Origin of the sequence: Acidibrevibacterium fodinaquatile (assembly GCF_003352165.1) — a bacterium.
Taxonomy (GTDB): Bacteria; Pseudomonadota; Alphaproteobacteria; order Acetobacterales; family Acetobacteraceae; genus Acidibrevibacterium; species Acidibrevibacterium fodinaquatile.
In genome coordinates this window covers 2,338,008-2,361,871 of record NZ_CP029176.1, presented here as the reverse complement: position 1 = coordinate 2,361,871, position 23,864 = coordinate 2,338,008, and the positions used below count along the sequence as shown (strand labels likewise).

Below are 23,864 nucleotides of genomic sequence, written 5' to 3'. Positions count from 1 at the left end.
GCTCACGTGCGGGGCAGGCGCCATCGCCATGCGCTTTCAGGCGCGCACGGCGCCCTTCAGCTCCTTGCCCGCCGGCGCCACTTCACGACCATCATAATGGCCGCAATGGCTGCAGACATGATGCGGGCGCTTCAACTCGCCGCAATTCGGGCACTCGGTATGGGCTTCCTGTCCCAACGCCTCATGACTGCGCCGCATACCGCGCCGCGAGGGCGAGGTTTTTCTTTTGGGAACCGCCATGGCTTACGCCTCTCCTGCTCGAATGCCGGCCTCACCCCAGGCGGGTGCCGCGCTCTGTCGTAAAAGATTGAAGGGCGCGCGTTTAGCAGAGACGCCACGCCCCGGCAAGGGGAAGCCGCCGCGCGGATTGCGAGACAAAACCGCGGACGCGCCGCCCGGCACGCGGTTTTCCGTCCGGCCGGGATTGCTCTAGGATGCGCCGCATGCAGGACCAAGCCGATATGCCTCCATTCACTGCCGATGTCGCGATCATCGGCGCCGGGCCCGCCGGGCTATTCGCGGTCTTTGAATGCGGGATGCTGAAGCTCCGCGCGATCGTGATCGATGCCCTCGAGGCGCTTGGCGGGCAATGCACGGCATTGTACCCGGAAAAGCCGATCTACGACATTCCGGCGATTCCGCGCATCGAAGCCGGCGGGCTGATCGATGCGCTCGAGCGCCAGATCGCGCCGTTTTGCCCGCAGATCCTGCTCGGCCGGCGGGTGGAAGGATTTTCCGGCCAGCGCGGCGCCTTCGTCCTCACGACCGATCGCGGCGAGCGGGTGGCGGCGAAAGCGGTGATCATCGCCGCCGGCGCCGGCGCGTTTGGCCCCAATCGGCCGCCGCTTTCGGGGCTTGCGGCGTTCGAGGCGAGCGGCGCGGTGCAATATTACGTGCGCGACCGCGAGGCGTTGCGCGGGGCGCGGGTGGTGATCGCCGGTGGCGGCGATTCGGCGCTCGATTGGGCGCTCGCGCTGCGCGGGATCGCGGAGAAGATCTATCTCGTCCATCGCCGCGCCAAGTTCCGCGCCGCCCCCGAGAGCGCAGCGCAGGCGACGGCGGCGGCCGCGCGTGGCGAGATCGAAATGGTGATCCCCTATCAGCTCGCCGAACTCGCGGGCGCGGATGGGCGGCTCGAGGTGGTGGTGGTCGAAGATTTGGACGGCACCCGCCGCAATCTCCCCGCCGACCGGCTGCTCGCGTTTTTCGGTCTTGCGACCGATCTCGGCCCGATCGCCGGCTGGGGGCTCGATCTCGCGCAGCACCATGTGCGCATCGATCCCGCCACCTGCGAGACCAGCATCCCCGGCGTCTTCGCGATCGGTGACGTTGCGCGCTATCGCGGCAAGCTCAAGCTGATCCTGCAGGGGTTCAGCGAGGCGGCGATGGCGGCGCACGCGATCCACCCAATCGTTTATCCGGATCAGGCGCTGCATTTCGAATATTCGACGACGACCGGCGTCGCGCCGCTTTCGCCCTGATCCCGAGCGCCGGGCGCCTGGCGCCGATCCGGCATTCTGATGACCGAGGAGACCGTGATGACCCTATCCGAGACCACCCGCTTGCCCCCTGCGCCGCGCTGGCGGCCGAGCCTTTCGGAGGCGATCGGCGAGACGCCGCTCATTCGTCTCCGCCGCGCCTCCGAAATGACCGGCTGCACCATTCTCGGCAAGGCGGAGTTCATGAACCCGGGTGGCTCGGTGAAGGATCGCGCGGCGCTCGCGATCATCACCGACGCTGAGGCGCGCGGCGTGCTTCGCCCCGGCGGGCTGATCGTCGAGGGCACGGCGGGCAATACCGGCATCGGCCTCGCCCTCGTCGGCCATGCCCGCGGCTACCGCGTCGTCATCGTCATGCCGGAGACGCAGAGCCGGGAAAAAATCGACTTTCTCCGCATGATCGGCGCCGATCTCCGGCTGGTGCCGGCGAAACCCTATCGCGACCCGGGCAATTACGTGCATGTCTCGCGCCGGCTCGCCGAGGAGTTGGGCGGGGTCTGGGCCAACCAGTTCGACAATCTCGCCAATCGCGAGGGCCATCGCGCCACCACCGGGCGCGAGATCTGGGAGCAGACCGGCGGCCGGATCGACGCCTTCACCTGCGCTTGCGGCACCGGCGGCACGCTCGCTGGCGTCGCCCTCGCGCTCAAGGAACGCGATCCCAAGGTGCAGATCGTGCTGGCAGATCCGGAAGGGAGCGGGCTTTATGGCTGGGTGAAGGCGAATGATCTCTCGATTTCCGGGAGTTCGATCACCGAGGGCATCGGCCAGTCGCGGGTTCCCGCCAATCTCGAGGGCGCGCCGATCGATGATGCGCTGCGCATTCCCGATGCGGAGGCGCTGGAGGCGATTTTCACCCTCCTGATCGAGGACGGGATTTCGGTCGGCGGTTCGGCCGGGATCAACATCGCCGCAGCCATCCGCCTCGCCCGCGCGATGGGGCCGGGCCACACCATCGTCACCATCCTGTGCGATGGCGGGGCGCGCTATCAGTCGAAGCTGTTCAACCCGGAGTTTCTGCGCGCGAAAAACCTGCCGGTGCCGGCCTGGCTCGCCGGCTAAGCGGGAAAAGACGTTCTTTTTTGAAAAAAAGAACCAAAAAACTTTTGTCCGGTCTTTAGGGTGGCGCCGCAGGCGCTACCCGGCCGATAAAAGTCTTTTTGCTTCTTTTTCGGAAGTCAAAAGAAGGTATTTCTGGATCTTATCGGCATTGCCGGCTTAGAATCCGAAGGCAAAGCCGATGCGGATGGTGAAATCGCTGGTGGTGCTGGAGGGCTCATAGAAGCCGGCGCCGTTGGTCGGGCTCATGCCATAGCCGAAATGGGTATAATCGAGCCCGCCATAGAGATGAATGCGGTTGGCGAGCAGGTAATCGGCGCCGATTCCGGCTTGCAAGAGCGCGGTATCGCCGAGCGAGAAATTCATCGGCCCATAGCCTTCCGCCGCCAAGGCGCCGCCGGAGGCATTGGCGTTGCCGCCAAGCGTCTCTGCCCAGCCGAGCCGGCCCGTGAGCACGAGGCGGGTGTTGAGAGCGTAATCGCCGCGCACGCCAAAGCCGAGGAAACCGTTCGAATGGTCCTCGTTATAGCCGCTCGGCCCCTGCAGATCGCTCTGCCAGTCATGATAGCCGCCCTGAATGAAGGGGATCAGCATGAGGTTAGGGCTGAAGAGGAACCCTTTGCCAAGCTCGACGCTGACATTATTGGTGGTGTCGTTCGAGCTGCTGCGCAGCGGCGTGCCGCCGATGGTCGCGCCATTATAGCCAAACGAGCCAGTGCCATAGCTGTAGCGGATGCCGGCATAGAGATTGCTGATGCCGAGCGCGTCCACCATGGTGGTGATTTTGCCTTCAAGGCCAGGGAGCGTGCCCGATTGGGTGTCGAGCGTGTTCCCGGCGCTGTCATGCTCGGCATAATTCTGGATCATCGCGGTGGCCGCGAGGCCGATCTCGTTATTGACGTTGACGACCGCGAGATCATCGGCGCGGGCGAGCACGGGCACCAGCAGAGCGGCGGCGAAGGCTGGGAGGAATTGGCGCATGAAAATCCGGACGGCTCGGGCGACGATCGGTTGCAATCAAAGCATGATACTACACGAAATCCTACCAATTTGTTGAGAGCGGTTTTTCCAATGGTTCTTTTCGCCCCTCACGCCTACTCACGGCCACGCAGCAGGCGTTCGATGCGCGAATCGGGCACCGCCCAAAGCAGCGCCGGCACCCAGAGCAGCGCGAAGGCAAGCCCCGGCCAACCCGCCAGATCCACAGCGATCCCAACGAGATAGAGCCAGATCGATCCCTTGCCCTTGCCATCCGTGCCGACGGCGCGCGCCAGCAGGCCCTTATTCCCCTGCGCGCGGATCAGGCTGGCCTGCAACACCATATAAGCCAGCGCCGCCATGAAGAGATCGAACCCGAACAACCCGACCGGCCCGCGCGCGAGGCCGTCGGCGGCGATCCAGCCGGCGCAAAACGGCAGCAGCGAAAGCCAGAACAGGAGATGGAGGTTCGCCCACAGAGCCCGCCCATCGACGCTGTCCACGGCCTGGAACATGTGATGATGATTGCTCCAGTAGATGCCGACATAAATGAAGCTGAGCACATAAGAGATCAGCACCGGCCAGAGCGCGAACAGATCGCGCAACCCTGGCCCCGCCGGCTCGTGCAGTTCCAGAACCATGATGGTGATGATGATCGCCATCACCCCGTCGGTGAACGCTTCCAGCCGGCCTTTGTGCATCAGGGTTTTTCCAGCGCCGCCAGAGTTATCCCGACGCGCTATTTTCAACCTCTCGGGCGGGAACCGCGTCCGAAAAGGCCTCTTCGATCCATTTCGGGTCACGCTCGAACAGGGTGATCAAGGCAAGCGCCGCTTCTTCGGGCGCATTGCGGCCCTGCTCCCAGTTCTGCAAGGTACGAAGCTCGAAGCCGAGCAGGGCGGCGAATTCCCGCTGAGAAAGAGCGTGACGCGCGCGAATCGCGGCGATGTCGATCGGGGGCCGCGTTTCCGTGCGTCGCAATCGCAGCGTGATCCCGAGCGCAGCGAGATCCCGCGCAAGAGCGGGCAAATCCGCTTCGGGATCGATCGTGCATACCGCCGATCCCGCTTCGGCCAGGCGATTGAGTGCCTGATGCGCGGCGCGGAGCGATACGCCAACGGCGCGCAGCCGGCGCAAGACGTCGATCGGGCGATCGAGCGCCCCATCACGGGTCAGGATGACGACCCTGCCTTCGGAAAACGAGGGGGCAGGGTTTTCGTCCGGGACCGGCGCCAGACGTGCGAGGCGCGCCCTCAATTCTGAGTTCATCGAGTTCAAGCTCTTCTATGAGGTCCTCGGCAAACTGACGCAATCCCGGCCAGCCGACGCAATTCTTGCCTGGGCCTTGGATATGGACATTGCTCGCGACCATGATTTCACCATTTATTCGAACATCAGCTACGACTTCGAGCGTAAGGCCGCTATGCTGAATGCACACGCGAATTGTTTGATCTTCAATTTCTTCAATGACGATTTCCATGCTATAATTTCCAATTTGCACGAACTTATGTCGGACAAAAAAATCATCAAATATCAATTTATTTTCTATACGCGATTCGCGTATGAATGTCAACTCTCCTCAATCGCCGCCAGAAACTCCGCCCATTCGCGCTTGGAAAGCCCGGACTCCGGCTGCTCGACCCGCTCCCCGGCCAGCATCCGGCGCAGGACCGCGCGCATCGGGGCCGAGAGCGTGACCGCGCCGAGGCGATAGTCGCGGAAGGCGCGCGCCGCCATCGGTACCCAGGCCTCGACCGTCTTCAGCATCACCTCGGCATAGGCGCGAATTTCATATTGTGCATGAGCATCGGCGCGCAATGATAGGAAATGCAAGAGATTATGGAGATCGGTCTTCCAGTACCATTGCGTATAGGTGTTCAGCGTCAGATTCATCCGCGCAAGCTCGCGCGCGAGCCCTTGCCGGGCGGGATCACGCGCCGTGCCGTCCTCGTTTTCGTTCAGCATGGCGAGGTAATGGTCATGGCAACGCGCGGCATCTTCCCGCAGAAGATCGAGCACCATCGCCGCCTCGTCGTCGTCGAGCACATCGCCGCGCCCCTGGCGGTTGCTCGCCGACTGCGCCGCCAGATGCGCGGGGGCGGGGAGATAGAATTCGCGGTCGAGGATGGAATAGCGGGCCGAGTATTCGTTGACGTTCGCCATGCGATGGCGAATCCATTGCCGGGCGATGAAAATCGGCAGTTTGACGTGATATTTGATCTCGCACATCTCGAACGGCGTGGTGTGGCGATGGCGCATGAGATAGCGGATCAGCCCCTCATCCTCGCTCACCTTGCGCGTCCCGCGGCCATAGGAGACGCGGGCCGCCTGCACGATCGCGCCGTCATCGCCCATGTAATCGACCACGCGGACGAAGCCGTGATCGAGCACCGGGTGGGGGTGATAGAGGATCGCTTCCAGCGCCGGAACGGTCGCGCGCCGGGTTTCGGCGCGGGCGGCGCGCTGGGCTTCGATGGCGTCGATCTGATCTTGGGCGAGTGGCATCGCGGGAATCCTCTTTCAAGGCGGTTGTGGCACGCCTATATCTCAGCCGTCGGTTCGCCGACTATGGCGATAAACGGTGCATGGCATAAGCGTAGTGGACCCGGGGGCAGTGCCCGGCGCCTCCACCAGTTTTCCCGGGCGGGTCGGCCCGGGTCGGGGGGCGAAACAGGCTCGACACGCGTGGTAAAGATGTATCTTTCGCTCGGCATGGTTCCGCCGTTATCGGGCCGTATGATAGGTGCCAACGACAACATGGCGCTCGCTGTCGCTGCATAAGCGATAAGCGCGGTTCGGGGGGCACCGGGCAACAGAAGCCCCCCACTTTTCCATCGCGTCTCACTCCGCTCCGAGCAGGACGAAAATCACCCCGCCGGCGACGAGGAACAGGCCGGCGATGTCGCTCCGCTTCATCCGCTCGCGTAGGTAAAAATGGCTGAAGAGGAGGATGAACGGCACCTCCATCTGGCCGAGCGAGCGCACCAGACCGACCGGGGCGAGCGCGAACGCCGAAAACCAACAGCCCGACCCCACCGCCGACATCGCGCCCACCCAAAGCGAACGCCGCCAGCTCACTAGCGACGCCAGAATCTGCCGCGGCTCGCGCCAGACGAGCCACGCGCCCAGCATCACCGTCTGCATCGCGTTCGTCACCACCAGGGCGTAGATCGCCTGGATGATCGGATGCCCGCCATGGAGCGCGAGATTGGCCCATTTGATCAGGACCGAGACGAAAGCAAAGCAGAGCCCGGTGCCGAGCCCGCACAGGGCCGCCGGCTGGAACGTCGCCCGCAACAGGCCGCGCAGACGCATGCCATGCCCGGCGAGCGAGAGCGTGAGCACGCCAACCACCCCGATCAGAATGCCAACCCAAGCCACAAGACGCAGCCGTTCGCCCGCGATCAGCCAGGCGACGAGCGCGGTCTGCACCCCCTCGGTCTTGGCGTAAGCGCTGCCGACGGCGAAGCTGCGAAAGCTAAATGAGAGGATGAGGAGGCCGGTGCCGACGATCTGCAACGCGCCGGCGATCGCGCATTCGGCCAAAAACGTCGCGTTCGGCGCCGGCAGCCGCGCCCCGCTCGCCGCCAGCAGGGCGATGAGCATGGCAAGCCCAAACGGCACGCCATAGAAAAACCGCACGAATGACGCGCCATTGACCGAGAGCACGGCGCGGAGCCGCTGCTGCAAAGCCGTCCGCCAAGTCTGAAACAATGCCGCGATCAGGGTGAAGAGGATCCAAAGCGGCATCATGCCGATTCCGTCGCCGGATATCGGCCGGGGCAGGGGAAAATACGCCACGCTGTGTCAAATATCATAGATATTCCATGAGGCATTTCAGAAGCCGGAGATCATGGGCCGCGTGCGCGGCAACCCCGAGCGGGCCCGGGAAAGGCTCCGCGATGTGACAGTAGAGGCCCCCCCCTCTTGGTCAAGCCGGCCGCGCCGATCAGGTGATCCCGAGCGGTGAAATCATCCCTTGACGAAATGTATCATTGGCTACATATACCAGCGGAGCTTCCCAACGTCCCAGAAAGCATAGCCATGAGCCAGGGGATTTCCGAGTTTCCGATGCCGCTCCCCGACCGTGCCGCCGATATGCCGCCGGTCAGCCGCGAGGATGTTCTGCGCGCCCGCGATCGCCGCTCGGTGCTCGATGCGCGGGCGAGAAAGCGCGCCTTCCGCCTGCTCTGGCTGCTCGCCGGGCCGGGGGTTCTGGTCATGCTGGGCGAGAATGATGGGCCGAGCATGGTTTCCTACGCGACCACCGGGGCGACTTATGGGATCGGCTTTTTCGTCCCCTTCATTCTGCTCACCTTCGTCATGGCGTTTGTTGTGCAGGAGATGACGGTGCGCCTCGGCGCCGTCACCCATCGCGGCCATGCCGAGTTGATTTTCCAGCGTTTCGGGCCGTTTTGGGGCTATTTCGCGATGGCCGATCTGGTGGTCGGCAATCTCCTCACCTTGATCACCGAATTCATCGCGATCCAGGCCGGCGGGCTCTATTTCGGCGTTCCCGCCTGGCTTTCGGTCGCGATCGGGGCGGCGCTGATCCTGGCCTCCCTCGCGCTCCGGCGTTACGCGACCTGGGAGCGGGCGCTGATGGCGCTCGCCGTCTTCAACCTCTTGTTCATTCCCGCCGCCCTTTTCGCCCACCCGAGCGGCGCGGCGCTGGCGCAGGCGGCGCTTACCTGGCGCCCGATCCCGGGCGGCGTGACGGTCGCTTTCGTGACCTTGTGCATGGCCAATATCGGCGCGACCGTGACCCCCTGGATGATTTTCTTCCAGCAAAGTGCTGTGGTGGACAAGGGATTGACCACCGCCGACATTGGCGAGGGGCGGGTCGATACCGCGTTCGGCGCCATCCTCGCCGCCATCGCCGCGATCGCGACGGTTGCCGCGGCGGCGCCGCTTTTCGCCCATCACGTCGATGTCTCCAGTTTTGCGAGCGGCGCCGATTTCGCGACCGCGCTCCGCCCCTATCTCGGCACCACCGGCGCGACGCTGTTCGCGCTCGGGATCATCGAGGCCGGGCTGGTCGCGGCGATGACGATTTCCACCAGCTCCGCCTATGCCCTTGGCGAAACCACCCATGCGCGCCACAGCCTCAATCTCGATTTCTCGCAGGGCAAGTTGTTCTACGGCACCGTCATCGTCTCCACCATAGTCGCCGCTCTGGTGGTGCTGATCCCGGGCGCGCCGCTGCTCGCCTTGACGCTCACCGTCAATGTCATCGCGACCCTCCTGATGGCGCCCGCTCTCTTGTTCCTGCTGCTCCTGGTTAATGACCGCGAGATCATGGGCGCGCACGCCAACACCTGGCGCGCCAATCTCGCCGGCGGATCGATCGTCGGCCTGATCGTGGTCATCGGCATTTTCTACGGCCTGCTGACCGTTTTTCCTGGCCTCTTGGGGAAATAGGGGGACGTCATGAGCTATTATGATCCGCAATGCATCGCCGCCCTCGAGCCGAGCCAACTGAGCGCGATGCGTGAGGCGCCGCTGCCGCGCCGGCATCTCGGGCGCGGGGTGATGCTGCTTTTGGTGCTGCTCCGGGTCTATGTCCTCGCAGCCATCCCGGTGGTCGCCTACGCCTTCATCGCCGCGCTCGCGAACCCGTCGTGACGCCTGCCGCAACCCACGACGATGTGGTGATCGCGGACTGGATCGACCGCAACGGCCATCTCAATCTCGCCTATTATCTCGTTCTGTTCGACCGCGCGACCGACGTCCTGTTCGACCGGCTCGGCGTCGGCGCCGCCTATAGCGCCGCCTCGGGCTGCTCGCTGTTCGTGGTTGAGACCCACACGCTCTATGAGCGTGAACTGGCGCTCGGCGCGCAGGTGCGCATCGATTGCCACGTCCTTGGCGCCGACGAAAAACGCCTCCATCTCGCCCATGAAATGTTCCGCGCAGGTGAGGCGGACCGCGTCGCGCTGCTGGAAGGGATGGTTTTGCACGTCGATCTCGGAAGCCGCCGCACGGCACCTTTTCCCGCCGCGATCGCCGCAACCCTCGCCGGCGTGGTGACGGCGGCGCCACCCGCCGGCCTCGGGCGGCGGATCAGCGGGCTGGGCCGCCGATAATCAGCCGCTGATCCGCGAAAGCCCGCCGAGATAGGGCCGCAGCGCGTCGGGGATGATAATCGCGCCGTCCGCCTGCTGGTAATTCTCCATCACCGCGATCAGGGCGCGCCCGACCGCAACCCCCGAGCCGTTTAGCGTGTGGACGAAGCCGGCGACCTTCCCGTCCGGGGCGCGAAACCGCGCGTTCATCCGGCGCGCCTGAAAATCCCGGCAGTTGGAGCACGAACTGATCTCCCGCCAGGCTTGCTGGCCAGGGAGCCAGACCTCGAGATCGAAGGTTTTCGCCGCCGAAAACCCGGTATCGCCGGCACACAGCAACACCCGGCGATAGGGAAGGCCGAGGCGCTCCAACACCGTTTCGGCGCAGCGGGTCATACGCTCATGCTCGGCCGCGCTGTCATCGGGATGGGTGAGCGAGACCATTTCGACCTTGCGGAACTGGTGCTGGCGCAGCATGCCGCGCGTGTCGCGCCCGGCCGCCCCGGCCTCGGCGCGGAAGCAATCGGTGAGCGCGGTCAGACGCAAGGGGAGGGTTTTCGCCGGGAGAATCTCGCCGGCGGCAAAATTGGTCAGCGGCACCTCGGCGGTCGGGATCAGCCAGCGGTTATCCGTCGTCCGAAACAGATCGTCGGCGAATTTCGGGAGTTGGCCTGTGCCATAGAGGGCGGCGTCATTGACCAGAAGCGGGACGGATGCTTCCTCATATCCGTGTTCGCCGGTGTGAAGATCGAGCATGAATTGCCCGAGCGCGCGCTCGAGCCGCGCCAAGGCGCCGCGCAGCACGACGAAGCGCGAGCCCGCGAGCTTGGCGGCGAGCGAAAAATCCATGAGGTCGAGCGCCTCGCCCAATTCGAAATGCTGTTTTGGCGCAAAGCCGAAATCGCGCGGCGCGCCAACCTCCTTGAGGACGACATTAGAGCGCTCGTCGGCGCCGTCGGGCACGTCGTCGTCGAGGGTGTTGGGCAGCTCCGCCAGCCTCGCCCGTATTTTGCCCTCGAGCCGTGCCGCCTCTTGGGCAAGAGTGTTCATGGTCTGCTGGCGCATCGTCGCGTCGATCTCAAGCCGCGATGTATCTTCGTTCCGGCGTTTTTTCTCGCCGATCTCGCGTGAAAGCAGGTTGCGGATGGTTTGCAGATCCTGCACCGAGGTCCGCGCAACGCGGCACTCCCTGTCATTTTCTAGCAATTGATCGGCAATCGGCTCCAGCCCCCGCCGTCGCATCGCCGCGTCGAACGCTGCGGGATCATCGCGAATGGCGCGGATATCGTGCATCGGATCAGTCCTCGGCCGGTTTGGGCTCGACCATGCGGGCGGCGATGATCGAGATTTCGTAAAGCAGGATGAGCGGCACCGCGAGCCCGGTCTGGGTGAAGATGTCGGGGGGTGTCAAGATCGCGGCGATGATGAACATGCCGACATAGGCATAGCGGCGCTTGGCGGCCAGCGCCTTGGAACTGACGATGCCGACCTTGGCCAAAAGCGTCAGCGCGACAGGCAATTGAAAGGCGATGCCGAAAGCGAGGATGAGCTTCATCACCAGGCTCAAATACTCGCTGACCTTGGCTTCCAGTTGAATCGGCAGGCCGCCGGCGCCGTTCGGGGTCTCGAAACTGAGGAAAAACCGCCAGGCGGTCGGAAAGATCAGGTAATAGGCCAGCGCCGCGCCGGCGACGAACAACACCGGGGTTGCGATCAGAAACGGCGCCAGCGCGCGTTTTTCCGAGCGATAGAGCCCCGGTGCCACGAAGAGCCAGATCTGGATCGCGATTACCGGGAAGGAGACGAAAGCGGCGCCGAAAAACGCGACTTTCACATAGGTGAAAAACGCCTCGTAGAGCGCTGTGAAGATGAGGCGCCGGTCCTGCCCGGTTTGGTGCATCAGAATATTGGCGAGCGGGCGCGCGAGGAAGGAATAGATGTCCTTCGAAAAGTAATAGCAAACGCCGAACGCGACGAGAAACGCGACCAGCGAGAATAATAGCCGCCGGCGCAGCTCGATCAGATGTTCGAGCAGCGGCATCGGCTTATCGTGGATCGGGTCTTCCTGGTCGGGCGGTGGCAATTCTGTCGTTCCGGCAAGAGGTTGGGGTGTTATCCGCGTCTGTGGGCGCGCGTGACACCGGGCGGGATGAAGGCCGGGGGCGTTGGCGCTGCGGCGATTTCCGGTGGGATGAAGGAAGGCGCGGCGGCGGCCTCTGGCGGCGCCGGCGCCGCCTCGGCGGGCGGGCTCTCGCTATTGCCGGGGGCGACGTCCTCTGGCCGTTCGATCACGGTCTCCGGATGGGCGGCGACTGGTGTTGACTCAAACGGGCTTTCGTTGAGGTTGCGGGCCAGCGAGCCATCGGGATCGACCGCGCTGGTGAACGCGCCGCGTACGTCGAAATTGCGGATTTCGTTGATTTGCTGGCGAAACTCGCCAAGATCGGCCTCGCGCATCATCTCATCGACATGGCCCTGGAATTCGGCCGCCATGCGCCGCGCCTTCTTGACCATGCCGGCGACGGCGCGCATCGCCGCCGGCATGTCTTTGGGGCCGATGGCGATCAGCGCCACAACGCCCACCAAGGCGATTTCGGACCAGGCAAAATCGAACATCCAGGCTCCGCTTTTACCCCGTTGCGTGATGCCAAAAGGAAAAACACTTCTTTTTCTGAAGAAAAAGAAGCAAAAAGACTTCTATCCCGTTTTCTCGGAGCGGCAATGCCGCCGGCACTGCCCAACGGGGAAAAGTTTTTTGGTTCTTTTTTTCAAAAAAGAACGATTCTTCCTCATCGCGCTATCCTCTAGCAGGAAAGCCCGCACGCGCAAACCGCGCCGTCAGGCGCTGCCCGGCGCCGGCACTTCGACCAAGAGATCAGCGCGGCGCGGCAGATCGGCGAGATCCTTGAGCCCGAATTGCGCGAGAAAGGCCGCCGTCGTGCCCCAAAGCGTCGGGCGCCCTGGCGCCTCCTTGTGGCCGCGCGGTGCGATCAGGCTGGCTTCCAAAAGCGCGTCCATGGTTGCTTGCGAGAGGCTGGCGCCGCGGATTTCCTCGATCTCGGGGCGCGTCACCGGCTGATGATAGGCGATGATCGCTAGCGTCTCCATCGCGACCCGCGGCAGGCGCCGCGGCACCTCGATCACGCGGCGCAGCAGCGGCGCGAGATCGGGCGCGGTCTGAAACCGCACCCCGCCGGCGACCTTAACCAGTTCGACGCCGCGCCCGGCATAGCGCGCCGCCAGCGCCGCGACCACCGCGTCGACATCGCATGTCTCGGGCAGAACCTGGCCGAGCGCGCGGCGTGACACCGGCTCGGCGGAGGCAAATACGAACGCCTCGGCGAGGCGGAGCGCCGCTTCGGAGACCGGCGCGGGTGTTTCGGGAGTGTCCTCGGTCATGCGTCCTCCTCGCCGGCAACCGCCCGGCGCAGCAGAATAGGCCCGAATGGCGTCTCCTGGCGGAGGTCGATGGCGCCGCCCCGGGCCATTTCGAGGCCGGCGAGCAATGTCGCCGAGAGTGCCGCGCGACGCTGCAGCGGCTCCGCGAGATTTTCCGGCAGGAATGTCTCGAGCGTCCGCCAGTCCGGCACGCCGCCGAGCATCGCACCCAGCCGCCGCAAGGCATCCTGGACACTCCACAGCGTCATCGGCTTCGGGCGATAGCGCCGCTGGCCGCCGCCGCGGCGAAGGGCGGCGAGATAGGCGCGGAGCAGCGCCGGCACGTCAAGGCGCAAGCGCGAGCGATCGATTTCCGAGAAATCCTCGGGGGCGGCGCGGGCGAAAACCTCCTGGCCGAGCTGCGGGCGGGCAGCGAGCCAGGCGCTCGCGGCGCGCATCGCCTGCAATTCGGCAAGGCGCGCGGCGAGCGTCTCGGCCGCTTCCTCGCCGGCCTCGGCCTCGTCCGTCCCCGCCGGGAGCAAGAGGCGCGATTTCAGCCAGGCGAGCCAGGCCGCCATCACCAGCCAGTCGGCGGCGAGTTCGAGGCGCACCCGCCGTGCCCCCTCGATCACCGCGAGATATTGCTCGACCAGAGCAAGGATGGAAATCCGCGCGAGATCGAGCTTTTGGCCGCGCGCGAGTTCCAAAAGCAAATCGAGCGGCCCCTCGAACCCTTCGAGGCGCAAAACCAGGGTTTCGATCAGCGGCGGCTCGGCCGGCGCCTCAGCCATGGCCCGACACGCCCGCAAGCCACAGGACGACGCCGATCGCGCGCGGCACGATATGATCGAGCGCCGCCCCCACCGGATCGACCCGCCAGCCGAGCCCGGCGAGCACCTGCGGCAGGATGAACACGACCAGCAAAACCAGCAGGATGCCGACCCGCTCGAGCAGCGCCCAACGCCGCGCGAGCCGCAGCGGCAACAGCCCGACCACGATCCGCCCGCCATCGAGCGGCGGAATCGGCAGCAGATTGAAGATCCCGAGGACGAGATTGGTGAGCACGAAATAATAGATGAAGACACCGCCGATTTCGGCGCCACGCGGCGGCGCGTAAGCGAGCGCATGGAGCGCCAGGGCGGCGAGCCAGGCGAGCAGGAAATTCATCGCCGGCCCGGCCGCCGCGACCACCATCATGCCGCGCCGGGGGCTGCGGAATTTCCATGCCGCGACCGGCACCGGCTTGGCCCAGCCGAACAAAAACACCACCCGCCCGAGCGTCAGCCATTGCCCGATCAGCAGGATGCCGGGGAGCAGGACGGTGCCGACGCGGTCGATATGGCGCAGCGGATTGAGCGACAGCCGCCCGGCCGCGCGCGCCGTATCGTCGCCCATGGCGAGCGCGGCATAGCCATGCGCCGCCTCATGCAGCGTGATCGCCAGCACCACCGGCACGACGGCAAGCGCGAGCTGCAGGGCGAGGCCGATCATCGGAGCAAAGCCTCCCGCTCCGCTGCCAGGGCGTCGCGCGCGGCGAGAAGAGCGGGATCGCGGCGCACGCACGCGAGAGCGCGGGCGGCGGCGAGGCGTTCGCCGGCCGCAGGCGTGATGGCGGGGCAGGCGTCGAGCAGGGAGGCGGTTTCAGCGAGGACGCCGGTGCAATGGAGCACGAGATCGCAGCCGGCGTCCAACGCCGCAACCGCGAGTTCGCCCGGCGCGCCGGTGAGCGCGCGCATGGCGAGGTCGTCTGAGACGAGAACGCCGGCAAACCCGATCGCCCCGCGGATCACGTCGCGGATGATGCTTGGCGAAAGCGTCGCCGGCCGCTGGGGATCGAGCGCGGGATAGAGAATATGCGCGGTCATCGCCCACGGCAGCGCGGCGTTGGCGGCAAAAGGCGCGACATCGGCGGCAAGATCGGAAGAAGCCACCACCGGGAGGGCCAAATGGCTGTCGGCTTCGGCGCGGCCGTGCCCGGGAATATGCTTCATCACCGGCTGCACGCCGGCGGCGAGAAGGCCGGACGCGAGCGCCGCGCCGAGGGCCGCGACCGCTTCGGGATCGGCGGCGAAAGCGCGATCGCCGATCACCGCATCCGCCCCTGGGATCGCGAGATCGAGCACCGGCGCGGTGACGACATCGAGCCCGCTGGCCGCGCATTCGGCGCCGATCAGCGCGCCTTGGAGGAAGGCGGCGCGCAGCCCGGCGGCAGGGTCGCGCGCATAGAGCCGCCCAAGCGCCGCCGCCGCGGGATGTGCGCGCCAGAAGGGCGGGCGCAGCCGGGCAACGCGCCCGCCCTCCTGGTCGATCATCACGACCGCTGCGGCCGGCAAAATCGCGCGAAGATCGTCGATCAGGCGGCTAAGCGCCGCCGGTGTGGTGACATTGCGGGCAAACAGGATCACCCCGGCGGGCGGCGCGCGGCGGAGCAGGGCCGCCTCCTCGGCGCCGAGTGTTGCGCCTGCAAGACCGATGATCGCGGCTTTCATCGGCGCTGGCTGCGATGACGGGTCATGGCGGGCTGCGGCTTAGAAAGCCGCGACGGCGCAGGCCGTGCTCTTGCCGCGAAGATAGGCGCAAAACTCCCGTGCCTGCGCGGTATCGCCGAATCCGCCAGCCCGCAGCCGCCAAAACACATGCCCGTCATGGCTGACGACACGGCTGATCAGGGCTTTACGATGGGCGAATTGCGCCGGGAAGCGCTTTTCGAGGCGCGCCCATTCCTCACGCGCTTGCGCTTCCGTCGGGAGGGCGGCGAGCTGAACCTCAATGTCGTGACCGGCGGCGGAGACCGCGGCAGGTTTCGCCGGGCTCGCTATTGCCGCTGGATGCGGGGCGGCGGCGGCCGACGCGAGGGAGGGGGCCATCGTCGGCGCCGGCGGCGCCGGCGACGATTGCAGCCGGTGGAGTTCGGCGGGGGCCGGCGTTTCCGGCGGCGGCGAGAGAGTTTCGGCCGATCCCGCGCCGGTCCCGCTCGCCGTGCCGGGCGCGGCCGGCAGCGTGGCGGCGCCGAGGAGGGCAGCGTCGGCCCCGGCGACCTGCAAGCCACCGGGATTGACCGGCTTGACCTTGACCGGCCCGGGATCGGCGGCGATGAGCGGTACCGGCCCATGGCGATGCCCGGCGAGCGACCATGCCCCGACGATCAACGCGAGCGCCCCGCCAAGGCCGCCGGCGATCGCCATCAGGCGCCGCGTCGCGGGATCGAGGCCGCGCTGGGGGCCGTTTAGCCGCAGCGGGGCGGGATCTGGTTCGGTGTAATAGTCCTGCGGCACCGGCGCATGCCCCCTTCAACGCATCTCTTCGACTGGCGCGACCCCCATGACAGCGAGGCCGGAGCGGATCACCACCGCCATCGCCGCCACCAAGGCAAGCCGTGCGCTGGTTTCCGCGGGCCGCTCCGGCTGGATGAAACGCAACGTCGCGGCCTCTCGCCCACGGTTCCACAATATATGAAAATCGCTGGCTAAATCATAGAGAAAAAACGCGATCCGATGTGGCTCGTGGGCGCGTGCGGCGCCTTCGACGAGGCGTGGCCAGCCGGCGAGGCGGCGGATCAGCGCGAGTTCGGCGGGATCGGTGAGGCTCTCGAGGGCGACGCTTGCGAGCGCCTCTGGGGTGGTGGGGAAACCCTGTTCGGCGGCATGGCGTAGCACCGAGCGCGCGCGGGCATGCGCGTATTGGACGTAAAATACCGGATTCTCGCGCGTCTCCGCCACTGCCTGGTCGAGATCGAATTCCATCTGCGCGTCGTTTTTGCGGGTCAGCATGATGAAGCGGACGACGTCGCGCCCGACCTCCTCGATCAGATCGCGGAGCGTGACGAAACTGCCGGCGCGTTTGGACATGCGCACCGGCTGGCCGCCCTTCAGCACATGGACGATCTGGCAGAGCAGCACATCCAGCGTCGCCCCATCGCCGGCGAGCGCGGTGATCGCCGCCCGCAGGCGCGCGACATAGCCGCCGTGATCGGCGCCCCAGACATCGATCAGTGTGCGAAAGCCGCGCCCGATCTTGTCGGCGTGATAGGCAATGTCGTTGGCGAAATAGGTCGCCGAGCCGTCCGATTTGCGCAATGGCCGATCGACGTCGTCGCCAAAGCGCGTCGCGCGGAACAGGGTCTGCTCGCGCGGCTCCCAATCCTCGGGGAGCTTGCCCTTGGGCGGCTCGAGCACCCCCTCATAGATCAGCCCGGCTTGCGCGAGCCGGCCGATCACCGCCTCGACCGCGCCGCTTGCAACCAGCGCGCGCTCAGAGGTGAAGACATCCGGACGCACCCCGAGGCGCGCGAGATCTTCGCGGATTCCCGCCATCATCGCGGCGATCGCGAAATCCCGCACGGTCTCGAGCCAATGTTCCGGCGGCGCGATGCCACCGTCCGCGGCGGCGAGGCTTCGGCCATGATTTTCAGCGAGTGCCGCACCGACCGCGATCAGATAATCGCCCCGATATTGCAGGCCCGAGGGCGCTCGCGCGGCGAAATCCTCGGCCGCGATCTCGCTTCCGATCGCCTGCAGATAACGCCAATAGGCGGCCCAGGCGAGCGCCGTGACCTGTGCCCCGGCATCGTTGATGTAATATTCCCGGGTGACGTCGAACCCGGCCTTGGCGAGCAGATTGGCGAGAGCATCGCCGACCACGGCGCCCCGGCAATGGCCGATATGCATCGGCCCGGTCGGGTTGGCGGAGACATATTCGACATTGACCCGCTGCCCCGTGCCGATTTCGCTATCGCCATAGGCCTCGCCGGCGGCGAGGATGGCCGGGATGACGGCATGGAGAGCCGCGGGGCGGAGGCGGATATTGAGAAAACCCGGCCCCGCGACCTCGGCGGCGGCGATTTCGGGGACGGTCGCGAGCGCTTTGGCGAGCGCGTCGGCGAGCGCGCGCGGCGGCATCCCGGCCGCTTTCGCCGCCACCATCGCAACGTTGCTCGCCATGTCGCCGTGCGCCGCCTCGCGCGGCGGGCTGACCTCGATGCGCGCGAGAACGTCCTCGGGCACGGCGGGCGCGCTGGCGGCAAGGGCGGCGCGGATGCGCGCGCCGATCTGCGCGAAAAGATCGCTGGTCATAATATATCTGCTTTCAGGGAAAGGGCGGGCACGCGCGACGCCTCAGCCAGAGATCGCGATATCGGTGAGGCGACGATGTTCGTCCATCGCGAAGCGGTCGGTCATGCCGGCGATATAGTCGGCAACGATCATCGCCGCCCGCGCCGATCCCGGCTCTCCCGCCCGCGCCCGCCATTCATTGGGCAGCAATCCGGGGTCGCCATGGAACATGCGAAACAGCTCCTCGGTCAGCCGGCGCGCCTTGCTGGTCATGCGGTTGACCCGCCAATGGCGATACATGCGCGCGAACAGAAATGCCCGGATTGCCTGATTGGCATCGGCGACGGCGGCGCTGAACGCGATCACCGCGGTTTTCGCCCGCCGAATATCGTCGGCCGAGCCCGGCGCGAGGGCGGCGAGGCGGCTGCGCGATGCGGCGAGGAGGTCGGAAATCAGCGCATTGATCACCCGCCGGATGGTCTCGTGGCGGAGCCGCGGCGGCGGCATATCGAGGCTCGCCCGCCCCGCATCCGCGAGCGCCGCGCCGACGATCGGCAAGTGCGCGATATCGCCGAAATCGAACAGGCCGGCGCGCAGCCCGTCATCGATATCATGGCCATGATACGCGATATCGTCGGCGAGCGAGGCGAGTTGCGCCTCGGCGGATGCGAAATTTCCGAGATCGAGCGGATGGCGCGCATCATAATCGGCGACATAGGCCGGCGGGTGGGGGAGGGGGCCATTATGCTTGGCGAGCCCCTCGAGCGTCTCCCAGGTGAGGTTGAGGCCATCGAAGGCGGCGTAGCGGCTTTCGAGCAATGTGACCACCCGCAAGGACTGAGCGTTGTGGTTGAAGCCACCGAACGGCGCGGCGGCCTGCGCCAGCGCCTCCTCACCGGCATGACCGAAGGGCGGATGTCCGAGATCATGGGCGAGCGCCAGCGCCTCGGTCAGATCCTCGTCGAGGCCGAGGGCGCGGGCGCAGGAGCGGGCGATCTGGGCGACCTCGATCGAATGGGTGAGGCGGGTGCGGTAGAAATCCCCCTCGTGATTGACGAAGACCTGGGTTTTGTATTGCAGCTTGCGGAAGGCGGAGCTGTGGATGATGCGGTCGCGGTCGCGCTGGAAGGGGCTGCGCCCGATCGCCTCGGGCTCAGGATGAAGCCGGCCGCGGGAAGTCTCAGCGCGGACGGCGAAAACGGCCAGGGCGTGCGCGTCGGTCATGCCGGCGCGGGATAGCACCCTGGCCGGGGGTCTTCAATCCGCACCGGTGCGCGCCTATCTCCCCTCCCATGAACATCGTCGCCACCCCGCCCCGCTTTCGCCTTGCCCCGCGCGCCGCGCGCCGCGTCGCCGCCCTGCTCGCCGCGCCGGCCGCCGATGGCGCCGCGCCGGCGGCGCTCCGCGTCGCCGTGCTCGCCGGCGGTTGCAACGGCCTGCAATACCGCTTCGACCTCGATGAAACGATCGCCGCCGATGACGTGGTGATCGAAGAAGAGGGGGCGCGGGTCGCCATCGACCCGGTCAGCCTCGATCTCCTCGCCGGCGCCGAACTCGACTATGTCGAGGAATTAATGGGCGCCTATTTCAAGGTCAAAAATCCCAACGCCACCTCTTCCTGCGGTTGCGGCACCTCGTTCGCGGTCGAGTGAGTGGCCGCGCGCGTGAAGATCACGACCTGGAACGTCAATTCGATCCGCAAGCGTCTGGCGCAGGTGCAAGCGTGGCTTGCCCGCGAACAGCCGGATATCCTTCTGCTCCAGGAGCTGAAATGCGAGGCGCGGGATTTTCCCGAACTCGAGTTCGCGGCGCTCGGCTATCGCGCCGAAATCGTCGGCCAGAAAGCCTATAACGGCGTCGCCGTGCTCGCGCGCATCCCCTTTGAGGTCAGGCTGCGGGCCTTGCCCGGCCTTGCGGCCGATGGCGATGGCCCGCCGGAGGCACGCTATATCGAAATCGCGGCGGCGGAGATGGTGATCGGCGGGCTTTACGCGCCGAACGGCAATTCCGGCGGCGTCGAGGGCTATCGGCGCAAGCTCCGCTGGCTGGACGCACTGATCGCGCACACGCGCTCGCTGCTCGCCGCCGATACGCCGCTGGTGCTCGCCGGGGATTTCAATATCTGCCCCGATGACGACGATCTTGCCCCCGGCGCGCTCGCCCCCGATGACGCGCTGGTGCGCCCGGAAAGCCGCGCCCGCTTCCGCACCCTGCTCTGGCTCGGCATGACGGACGGCTTGCGCGCGCTGACGCCGGAGGGGCCTATCTTCACCTTCTGGGACTATCAGGCCGGCGCCTTTGCCGCCGATCGCGGCTTGCGGATCGACCATGTCCTGCTGTCGCCGACGCTGGCCGAGCGCCTCACGGCCGCTTCCGTCGATCGCGCCGCCCGCGCCGCCGAACAACCCTCCGACCACGCCCCGGTGAGCGTCACGTTGACGTCGACGTGATTTTTTGAGGGGGGTTGCTTTTCGGATGCCGTCTCGGGCGAATGCGGGCTCAGAGTGAGGGCAAGCTCGTATCCCACAAGATCATTTTTCTATGGCATGATTTGAAACTTTACGCGTGCTGTCGGGCGTGCTCTATTTTCCGGCGTGACGTGACGATGGTGATGCCAAGCCCGCACGAGGGTAAAACACGCGGGTAAAAGCCGCAGAACGCGGGTGTAACCCTTGCCGGTGCCTTGCCTACGCCATCGTGCAGAGCGTCGTCGAAAACCGGCGTTGAAAAATCGACGCCAAAAATAGCAAAGGGGAATGGTCCATGGCGTGGAATAAGCGCAATAGGTATTGGCTGTTGACGGCCGCGAATATGGCGGGTCTGGCCTTGGCGCTCGGCTTTGCGGCGCTGCCGGCGCGCGCCGGCGACATCACCGATCAGCAATTGGTGAACGCCGATCAGGATGCCGGCAACTGGCTTCTCCATCACAAGGATTATGCCGCGCATCGCTTCTCGACTCTCGATCAGATCAATGCCGGCAACGTGAAGAATTTGAAGGTCGCGTGGACGCTACAGCTCGGCGGCCTCGAGGGCGGCGGCATCTGGACCCATGGCGGGCTTGAGGGAACGCCACTCGCCGAGGACGGCATTCTCTATGTCACCGACGGCTGGGGTTCGGTCTACAAGATCGACACCCATGGCGGCGAAGGCAAGCTGCTATGGAAGATGGACCCCAAGACCGATCATGACTGGGCGGGCGCGATCGCCTGTTGCGGGGTCGATAATCGCGGGGTTGCGCTGTGGCATAATCTCGTCATCTCCCATACCCTCGATGGCCGCTTGGTCGCGACCGACAAGGAGAGCGGCAAGGTCGTCTGGCAGCGCCAGGTCGCCAATCCCGATAAGGGCGAGGTCGTCACCGGGGCGCCTTTGGTTGTGAAAAACCTCGCGATCACCGGCGTCGCCGGCGCCGAATATGGCATTCGCGGGTGGATCGCGGCAACCGACCTCACGACGCAGAAAGAGGTCTGGCGCACCTACACCATCCCCGGCAAGGGCGAGCCGGGCAGCGACACTTGGAAGGATGATCACGATGCGGCCGCGATCGGCGGCGGCTCGACCTGGGTCACCGGCAGCTATGATCCGGGGACGGATACGATCTATTGGGGCGTTGGCAATCCCGGGCCGGATTGGGATAGTGCGTATCGCCCCGGCGATAATCTCTACACCGACAGCACGCTCGCCCTCGATCCTGCGACCGGCAAGATCAAATGGCATTTCCAGCACACGCCGAACGATGCCTTCGATTATGACAGCGTCGCTGAAAACGTCCTCGTCGACATCAACGGCAAGCATCTGGCCTTGGAAGCCGATCGCAATGGCGTTGGCTATGCCGTCGATCGCACCAATGGGCAATTCGTCTGGGCACAGCCTTTCGTCAAGCAATTCACCTGGACCTCGGGGATCAATCCGCAAACCGGCAAGCCGATGGAGTATGATCCGAGCAAGCCGGTTCAGACCTATAACGCTGCGGTGACGCCGACCCGGGAAAACAAGGTGACGATGATTTGCCCGGGCAATATGGGCGGCAAGAACTGGCCGCCGACGGCCTATAATCCCAATCTCCATCTCTGGTATATTCCGGTGATCGAAAGCTGCAACCGGATCACCGTCGAGGCGATGGTGCCAGGCAAATCCTTCAAGCCGCGTGAATTCTTCACTGGCGGCGGGCCGAGCGATCCGGTGCGTATCACCGGCAGCATCACTGCGATCGATGTCGCGACCGGCAAGATCGCTGGCAAGGCGGAGACGCCGTACCCGATGCTCGGCGGGATTTTGGCAACGCCCGATCTGGTGATGGCCGGGCAGCCGGATGGCAAGGTGATGGCGCTCGATGCCAAATCTCTCGCCAAGCTCTGGGAGTTCAACACTGGCGGTGGCGTCAGCGCGCCGCCGATGACCTTCAGCGTCGATGGCAAGCAATATATCGCGCTGCTCGTCGGCCAGGGCGGCGCGTGGGATAAATGGTTCATCGACGGCACGCCGGAACTGAAGCGGATTGCGCCAGGCTCGATGCTGTTCGTTTTCGGCCTTTGACGGAAACCGCCCCGGCGTCACCGGCGCCGGGGCGGGATAAATGACGGATCTTACCCGACATGTTCACACGCCTGCCGCGCTCGCTCGGTTTCGCGCTGTTTTTCTTGCTGTTCGTCGCACCCTTGCCAGGTTGGACGCAAAGTTCCGCCGATCTCCCGGGATCAACGACAGAGGCGGCAACAAGCGGCGATCTCGCCGAAGGCAAACGCCTCTATCGTATCAACTGCGCCGGCTGCCATAAATGGCATGGCGGCGGCGGCGGCGGCTATGGCGGCGATGCCTTGTCGCTCCGCAAGACCAAGTTCGATCGCGCACAGATCATCGAAACCGTGAGCTGCGGCCGCCCCGGCACCGGCATGCCCTATCATCGCCGCGACGCCTATCAGGACGGCGCCTGTTATGGCCTCCACGAGGGCGATGTCGTCGGCAACGGCATGGTACTGGCCGCGAATAATTTCCTCCGCCCGCAAGAGATCGGCGCGATCGCCGATTACGTGCTCGCTGATATCAAGGGCCATGGCGAGCCGAATTATCAGGAATGTCTCGCCTTCTTTGGCACGGGATCGCGCGTTTGCGATATTTATGCGCCGGGCGGCGGCGAGCAGAAAGCCGCGCCATGACGGCGCATCGGGCGTTATCGCAAGGCCTCGTGCTTTGCATCCTCGCTCTGTTCCTGATCGCGGCGGTGCAGGCTGGCGACAATAGTGAGGCGGGCGATCTTCGCGAGTTTCGCATCGGCATGAAAATCGCCGATCTGCCCGTCGCCGGCTATCGAGATTTCGTCTGTATCGCCGCTCCCGCGCAAAAGCTCGCTGATTGGGCGGGCTATGGCGCGTGTCCGGCCGATGCCAAAGGCTGGCGCGAGATCGGCTTTCGCTATGATCCCGGTGCGAATCCGCAACCGCGCTATAATGATCCGCGGCCGGGGACGCGGGTCGCCGGGCACCCGGTTGCGCTGTCGTTGCTCATGGCTGAGGGCGAGGTCGTTGGGATCCGCATCAAAACCGATCCTGCAGCGCCGCTCTATCTTCATAAGAAGGCCTTCCTGCTCGCCGATCAGGTGATGGCACGCTACGGGGAGGAGGGTTGGACATGCGTCAAGGCGGCGCCAGGCGGGGACGCCGAACCGCTCGGCGGTGTGTTCATCAAAGAACATTGCGAGAAAAGCACGCCTGCGCGCCATCTCATCGTCGATCGCGCGCTGTATCGCCATCCTGGCGCGGATGTGGGCGATTTCGTCAACAGCAGCGAAATTCTGATCGAAGGCGTGGCGACGAAGCCCTGATCGGCGAGCGCGG

26 protein-coding genes and 1 other RNA gene are annotated in these 23,864 nt (G+C 65.5%); 11 read left to right on the top strand and 16 right to left on the bottom strand.

Annotation, left to right across the window (positions count from 1 at the left end; all coding sequences use genetic code 11):
• Window positions 1-36: 36 nt before the first annotated feature.
• A complete protein-coding gene (gene rpmF, locus DEF76_RS11305; RefSeq protein ID WP_114912413.1) occupies window positions 37-240 on the bottom strand; it encodes a 50S ribosomal protein L32 in 204 nt (67 codons plus the stop codon).
• Between the two features lie 221 nt (window positions 241-461).
• Between rpmF and DEF76_RS11300 the strand changes: the two genes are divergently transcribed.
• On the top strand, window positions 462-1,481 hold the full coding sequence (locus tag DEF76_RS11300) for an NAD(P)/FAD-dependent oxidoreductase (RefSeq protein WP_114913840.1): 1,020 nt from the start codon (window positions 462-464) through the stop codon (window positions 1,479-1,481).
• Between the two features lie 57 nt (window positions 1,482-1,538).
• Entirely contained in the window at window positions 1,539-2,561 is a 1,023-nt protein-coding gene (locus DEF76_RS11295) for a cysteine synthase A (RefSeq protein ID WP_114913839.1), read from the top strand.
• Between the two features lie 156 nt (window positions 2,562-2,717).
• Here the strand turns inward: DEF76_RS11295 and DEF76_RS11290 are convergent, their stop codons facing one another.
• From DEF76_RS11290 to thyX, 4 genes are all read right to left on the bottom strand, one after another.
• A complete protein-coding gene (locus tag DEF76_RS11290; protein ID WP_162800607.1) occupies window positions 2,718-3,539 on the bottom strand; it encodes an autotransporter outer membrane beta-barrel domain-containing protein in 822 nt (273 codons plus the stop codon).
• Window positions 3,540-3,652: 113 nt separating this feature from the next.
• On the bottom strand, window positions 3,653-4,237 hold the full coding sequence (locus DEF76_RS11285) for a TMEM175 family protein (RefSeq protein WP_114912411.1): 585 nt from the start codon (window positions 4,235-4,237) through the stop codon (window positions 3,653-3,655).
• A gap of 25 nt (window positions 4,238-4,262) precedes the next feature.
• Window positions 4,263-4,805: a helix-turn-helix domain-containing protein gene (locus DEF76_RS11280; protein WP_114912410.1), complete on the bottom strand. Its 543-nt coding sequence runs from the start codon at window positions 4,803-4,805 to the stop codon at window positions 4,263-4,265.
• 300 nt (window positions 4,806-5,105) lie between these two features.
• Complete coding sequence (gene thyX / locus DEF76_RS11275) at window positions 5,106-6,041, bottom strand: FAD-dependent thymidylate synthase (RefSeq protein ID WP_114913838.1); 936 nt, start codon at window positions 6,039-6,041, stop codon at window positions 5,106-5,108.
• 9 nt (window positions 6,042-6,050) lie between these two features.
• Between thyX and ssrA the strand changes: the two genes are divergently transcribed.
• Window positions 6,051-6,364, top strand: a transfer-messenger RNA (tmRNA) gene (gene ssrA, locus DEF76_RS11270).
• A 13-nt stretch (window positions 6,365-6,377) separates the two neighbouring features.
• Here ssrA and DEF76_RS11265 read toward each other — a convergent pair.
• On the bottom strand, window positions 6,378-7,289 hold the full coding sequence (locus tag DEF76_RS11265; protein WP_240318985.1) for a DMT family transporter: 912 nt from the start codon (window positions 7,287-7,289) through the stop codon (window positions 6,378-6,380).
• Window positions 7,290-7,580: 291 nt separating this feature from the next.
• On the opposite strand from DEF76_RS11265, the gene DEF76_RS11260 reads away from it, so the two are divergent.
• Genes DEF76_RS11260 through DEF76_RS11250 form a run of 3 tightly spaced genes read left to right on the top strand, consistent with a single transcriptional unit; the run spans window position 7,581 to window position 9,622 of the window.
• On the top strand, window positions 7,581-8,957 hold the full coding sequence (locus DEF76_RS11260; protein ID WP_240318984.1) for an NRAMP family divalent metal transporter: 1,377 nt from the start codon (window positions 7,581-7,583) through the stop codon (window positions 8,955-8,957).
• Between the two features lie 9 nt (window positions 8,958-8,966).
• Window positions 8,967-9,161: a hypothetical protein gene (locus tag DEF76_RS11255; RefSeq protein ID WP_114912409.1), complete on the top strand. Its 195-nt coding sequence runs from the start codon at window positions 8,967-8,969 to the stop codon at window positions 9,159-9,161.
• On the top strand, window positions 9,158-9,622 hold the full coding sequence (locus DEF76_RS11250; protein ID WP_114912408.1) for a thioesterase family protein: 465 nt from the start codon (window positions 9,158-9,160) through the stop codon (window positions 9,620-9,622). The genes DEF76_RS11255 and DEF76_RS11250 overlap by 4 nt, the downstream gene beginning before the upstream one ends.
• Here DEF76_RS11250 and serS read toward each other — a convergent pair whose 3' ends face one another.
• From serS to DEF76_RS11200, 10 genes are all read right to left on the bottom strand, one after another.
• Window positions 9,623-10,894 (bottom strand): serine--tRNA ligase, encoded by a 1,272-nt coding sequence (gene serS / locus DEF76_RS11245; protein ID WP_114912407.1) that lies wholly within the window; start codon window positions 10,892-10,894, stop codon window positions 9,623-9,625.
• 4 nt (window positions 10,895-10,898) lie between these two features.
• On the bottom strand, window positions 10,899-11,642 hold the full coding sequence (gene tatC / locus DEF76_RS11240; protein ID WP_114913835.1) for a twin-arginine translocase subunit TatC: 744 nt from the start codon (window positions 11,640-11,642) through the stop codon (window positions 10,899-10,901).
• Between the two features lie 71 nt (window positions 11,643-11,713).
• Window positions 11,714-12,217, bottom strand: a complete 504-nt coding sequence (gene tatB, locus DEF76_RS11235; RefSeq protein ID WP_114912406.1) for a Sec-independent protein translocase protein TatB — start codon at window positions 12,215-12,217, stop codon at window positions 11,714-11,716.
• 222 nt (window positions 12,218-12,439) lie between these two features.
• The gene (gene scpB, locus DEF76_RS11230) at window positions 12,440-13,000 is read right to left on the bottom strand and encodes an SMC-Scp complex subunit ScpB (protein ID WP_114912405.1); all 561 of its coding nucleotides are present in this window, start codon (window positions 12,998-13,000) and stop codon (window positions 12,440-12,442) included.
• Window positions 12,997-13,770, bottom strand: a complete 774-nt coding sequence (locus DEF76_RS11225) for a segregation and condensation protein A (RefSeq protein WP_114912404.1) — start codon at window positions 13,768-13,770, stop codon at window positions 12,997-12,999. Before DEF76_RS11225 ends, scpB begins: the two co-directional genes overlap by 4 nt.
• The gene (locus tag DEF76_RS11220) at window positions 13,763-14,470 is read right to left on the bottom strand and encodes a site-2 protease family protein (protein WP_114912403.1); all 708 of its coding nucleotides are present in this window, start codon (window positions 14,468-14,470) and stop codon (window positions 13,763-13,765) included. The genes DEF76_RS11225 and DEF76_RS11220 overlap by 8 nt, the downstream gene beginning before the upstream one ends.
• The gene (gene nagZ / locus DEF76_RS11215; protein ID WP_114912402.1) at window positions 14,467-15,468 is read right to left on the bottom strand and encodes a beta-N-acetylhexosaminidase; all 1,002 of its coding nucleotides are present in this window, start codon (window positions 15,466-15,468) and stop codon (window positions 14,467-14,469) included. Before nagZ ends, DEF76_RS11220 begins: the two co-directional genes overlap by 4 nt.
• Window positions 15,469-15,507: 39 nt before the next feature.
• Window positions 15,508-16,254: an SPOR domain-containing protein gene (locus tag DEF76_RS11210; RefSeq protein ID WP_114912401.1), complete on the bottom strand. Its 747-nt coding sequence runs from the start codon at window positions 16,252-16,254 to the stop codon at window positions 15,508-15,510.
• 15 nt (window positions 16,255-16,269) lie between these two features.
• Entirely contained in the window at window positions 16,270-18,051 is a 1,782-nt protein-coding gene (gene argS / locus DEF76_RS11205; RefSeq protein ID WP_114912400.1) for an arginine--tRNA ligase, read from the bottom strand.
• Window positions 18,052-18,093: 42 nt separating this feature from the next.
• A complete protein-coding gene (locus DEF76_RS11200) occupies window positions 18,094-19,254 on the bottom strand; it encodes a deoxyguanosinetriphosphate triphosphohydrolase (RefSeq protein ID WP_114912399.1) in 1,161 nt (386 codons plus the stop codon).
• A 68-nt stretch (window positions 19,255-19,322) separates the two neighbouring features.
• On the opposite strand from DEF76_RS11200, the gene DEF76_RS11195 reads away from it, so the two are divergent.
• The 5 genes from DEF76_RS11195 to DEF76_RS11175 all read left to right on the top strand — a co-directional run bounded on the left by DEF76_RS11195 (window position 19,323) and on the right by DEF76_RS11175 (window position 23,851).
• Window positions 19,323-19,682, top strand: coding sequence for a HesB/IscA family protein (locus DEF76_RS11195; protein WP_114912398.1), 360 nt, complete (start codon window positions 19,323-19,325; stop codon window positions 19,680-19,682).
• A 12-nt stretch (window positions 19,683-19,694) separates the two neighbouring features.
• Entirely contained in the window at window positions 19,695-20,480 is a 786-nt protein-coding gene (gene xth / locus DEF76_RS11190; protein WP_114913834.1) for an exodeoxyribonuclease III, read from the top strand.
• Between the two features lie 346 nt (window positions 20,481-20,826).
• Window positions 20,827-22,566, top strand: a complete 1,740-nt coding sequence (locus DEF76_RS11185) for a PQQ-dependent dehydrogenase, methanol/ethanol family (protein ID WP_205215987.1) — start codon at window positions 20,827-20,829, stop codon at window positions 22,564-22,566.
• A 59-nt stretch (window positions 22,567-22,625) separates the two neighbouring features.
• On the top strand, window positions 22,626-23,186 hold the full coding sequence (locus DEF76_RS11180; protein WP_114912397.1) for a c-type cytochrome: 561 nt from the start codon (window positions 22,626-22,628) through the stop codon (window positions 23,184-23,186).
• Complete coding sequence (locus tag DEF76_RS11175; RefSeq protein ID WP_114912396.1) at window positions 23,183-23,851, top strand: hypothetical protein; 669 nt, start codon at window positions 23,183-23,185, stop codon at window positions 23,849-23,851. The genes DEF76_RS11180 and DEF76_RS11175 overlap by 4 nt, the downstream gene beginning before the upstream one ends.
• Window positions 23,852-23,864 lie beyond the last annotated feature (13 nt).